This window comes from Saccharomonospora halophila 8 (genome assembly GCF_000383775.1).
Taxonomy (GTDB): Bacteria; Actinomycetota; Actinomycetes; order Mycobacteriales; family Pseudonocardiaceae; genus Saccharomonospora; species Saccharomonospora halophila.
In genome coordinates this window covers 57140-60270 of the sequence record NZ_KB912585.1, presented here as the reverse complement: position 1 = coordinate 60270, position 3131 = coordinate 57140, and the positions used below count along the sequence as shown (strand labels likewise).

The following is a 3131-nucleotide window of genomic DNA, read 5'->3' as shown; positions in this document are numbered from 1 at the left end:
CGGGGCCGGCGTCGGGCCACCAGCAGGCCCGCGTCCACCGACGGTGCCGGGCGGAACGCCCGGGCGGGCACCCGGCGGTCGACGGTGAAGTCGAACCAGGGCCACCACCGCGCGGTGAGCAACGTGGCACCGCCGATCCCGGCGCGGCGGCGGGCGACCTCCCACTGCACGAGCAGGATCGCGGTGTGCCAGTGCGGCGCGGCCAGCAGCCGTTTCAGCACCGCGGTGGTGAGGTGGAACGGCACGTTGCCGACGAGCACGTGCGGACGGCGGGGCAGGCGGTAGCGCAACAGGTCGGCGTGGACGACGTCGACGTGGTCCGGGGTACGGCGGTGCAGTCGCCGGGCACGGCGCGGGTCGACCTCGACGGCGGTCAGTGGGCGGCCGAGGCGGCTGAGGGGTCGGGTCAGTGCGCCGTCGCCCGCGGCGATCTCGACGATCGGGTGGGGGACGCGTGCCGCGAGGGTGGTGACCGCGTTGATCACCGACCGGTCGACGAGGAAGTTCTGGCCGAGCTCGTGCGGACCGCCCGGAGGGGCAGAAGACATGGGGGTACTCCGGTCACGGAGAGAGGTGGAACCGGGCAGCGTCAGATCGCCGCACCGGTATGGCCGGGCTGGGTGCGGCCGAGCCGAAGAGTGGTCAGCTCGCCGTCAGGCGCGGCGCAGCCGCGCGAAGAAGACGGCGCGGAACAAGGTCCCCATGTGCGGGAGGGTAGCAGTGCGTCGGGAGCGGTGTGGCCGCGGCCGGGCGGAAGGTGACGTGGGTTTCGCCCGCTTTGACACCCGGCGCGGACTCCGCCAGGCTGGAGCGCACGGAGGGGAGTACCCGCCCCGCCGGGGTCGTCATTACGGCAGCCCGACGTGGCAGCCCGGTCCCGGCGCATCACACGCGACACCGTGATGCAGGGGAGACCTCCGGTCCCGTGAGGTGGAACCGGAGGTCGTGGTGACAGTCGCGTGGTGGGCCTGGGCCGGTGTGCTCGCGGTCATTCTGCTGATGCTGGCGGTCGATCTGATCGCGCACCGCACGGCGCACGTCGTGGGAATCCGGGAAGCGCTGGCCTGGTCGGGCGTGTGGGTCACCCTCGGCGTGACGTTCGGGCTCGTCGTGTGGTGGTTCTGGGGCGCCGAGTTCGCGGGCCAGTACTTCGCCGGCTACGTGATCGAGAAGTCGCTGGCGGTGGACAACGTCTTCGTCTTCGCGATCATCTTCAGCTACTTCGGCGTGCCGCGGCGGTATCAGCACCGGGTGTTGTTCTACGGCGTGCTGGGGGCGTTGGTGTTCCGCGCCGCGTTCATCGCCGCCGGATCGTTCCTGATCGCCAGTTTCTCCTGGATCCTGTACCTGTTCGGCGCGTTCCTCGTCTACACGGGGTTCAAGATGGCGCGCCAGGGCGACGACGACACGGTCGACCCGGACCGCAGCATCGTGCTGCGCGCCTTCCGCCGCGTCGTGCCGATGACCGACACCTTCCACGGGCAGCGGTTTTTCGTGCGGCAGGCCGGCCGGTGGGTGGCCACTCCGCTGCTGGCCGTGCTGGTGCTGGTCGAGGTCAGCGACATCGTGTTCGCCGTCGACTCGATCCCGGCGATCTTCGCGGTGACACGGGAACCGTTCCTGGTGTTCACCTCGAACGCGTTCGCGATCCTCGGGTTGCGGGCGATGTACTTCCTGTTGGCCGAGGTGATGCACCGCTTCGTCTACCTCAAGGCCGGCCTGGCGGTCGTGCTGGTGTGGGTGGGCGTGAAGATGCTGCTGCTCGACGTCGTGCACATCCCCACGTGGCTGTCGCTGTCAGTGGTGGCTGCGGTGCTGACCGGAGCGATCGTGGCCAGCTGGGTGCGCACCCGCGGCACCACCGCCCCGCCCGCGGCACCCGCCGCGCCCGGATTCACCGATGACGGGGACGGCGCCCCGTCGGAGAGTGCTGACGCCCCTTCCGGGAGCGTGAACTCGCGGGACCGGGGAGTCGACTCGCCGTCCGGAGGTGTCGACTCGCGGGCGGGGAGTGACGACTCGCGGGAGTGAGGGTGCTTCAGGCGAGGCGGAGGTGGTGCAGGGCGATGCCGGCGGCGACGCTGACGTTGAGGGTGTCCTTGCGGCCGTGGGAGCGGATCTCCACCAGCCGGTCGCAGGCGTCCCGGATCTCCGGGGTGATGCCGGTGACCTCGTCGCCGAGCACGAGCGCGACCCGCTCCGGTGGGGCGTAGTCGGTCAGCGGCACCGCGGCCGGGTCGAGTTCGAGACCGACGACGGTGTAGCCGTCGGCGCGCAGCGATTCCAGCAGGGCCTGCACGTCGTCGTGCCGGTCGAACGGCATGGTGCGTTCGGCCCCGGCGGCGGCCTTCGCCAGTCGGCGGGTCTGCAGGTCGCGCAGCCGCGGATCCCGCGGGTCGTCGGCGTAGGCGGGGTACGGGGAGAACCCGGTGACCCACACCCGGTCGAGGCCGAAGAACTCGCCGGTGCGCAACAGCGAACCGACGTTGTGTGCCGAACGGATGTTGTGCGCCACGACCACGATGCGGCGCCGGGGCTCGGTGGTGCCGTTGGTGCCGTTTCCTTCCACGATCCGCGGAGCCTACCCAGCCGCCCGTGCGGGCGGATCAGCGGTGGTGTACGCGGGCGGTGAGGAAGTCGTCGACGATGCGGGCGCAGAACTCGGCGCCGACGGGTTCGTGGGTGACCAGCCGGTTGAAGATCAGCGGGCCGACCAGCTGGGCCAGGGCCGTGGCCACGTCGAGGTCGTCCCCGAGCTCGGCGGCGGCGTCCGGGCTGGTGAGCACGGCGTCGAACGGCTGCCGGTACTGGTCGACGATGCGGCGGCGCAGCCTGCGCCGTCCGGGGCGTTCGTCGTCGGCGGCCGGGACGGTGTCCATGCCCAGCCAGGACAGCACGGTCGCGTACAGGGGGGCGTCCTCCAGCAGCCGGGCCTGCCCGGTCAGCAGGGTGACCAGGCGGTCCCGCAGCGGCCCGCTGTCCGGCGCGGGCGCCACCGGGGGCAGGAGCTGTTCGAAGGCGGTGGCGAGCAGGTCGGTGCCGGTGGCGAAGTGCCGGTAGAGGGTGGCGCGGGCCACGCCCGCGGTGCGGGTGACGGCGTCGATGGTGACGGCCTGCACCCCGCCCTCGGC

At 71.9% G+C, this 3131-nt stretch carries 4 protein-coding genes; 1 reads left to right on the top strand and 3 read right to left on the bottom strand.

Annotation, left to right across the window (positions count from 1 at the left end; genetic code table 11):
- Positions 1-548: 23S ribosomal RNA methyltransferase Erm (erm, locus tag SACHA_RS22990; RefSeq protein ID WP_019812127.1), on the bottom strand; the 548-nt coding region annotated here is incomplete at its 3' end.
- 400 nt (positions 549-948) lie between these two features.
- Between erm and SACHA_RS22985 the strand changes: the two genes are divergently transcribed.
- Positions 949-2031: a TerC family protein gene (locus SACHA_RS22985; protein ID WP_051110278.1), complete on the top strand. Its 1083-nt coding sequence runs from the start codon at positions 949-951 to the stop codon at positions 2029-2031.
- A gap of 7 nt (positions 2032-2038) precedes the next feature.
- On the opposite strand, the gene SACHA_RS0118310 is transcribed toward SACHA_RS22985, so the two are convergent.
- Positions 2039-2569 (bottom strand): TrmH family RNA methyltransferase, encoded by a 531-nt coding sequence (locus SACHA_RS0118310; RefSeq protein ID WP_019812125.1) that lies wholly within the window; start codon positions 2567-2569, stop codon positions 2039-2041.
- A gap of 37 nt (positions 2570-2606) precedes the next feature.
- The coding region (locus SACHA_RS25795; protein WP_019812124.1) for a TetR/AcrR family transcriptional regulator at positions 2607-3131 on the bottom strand (525 nt) is incomplete at its 5' end.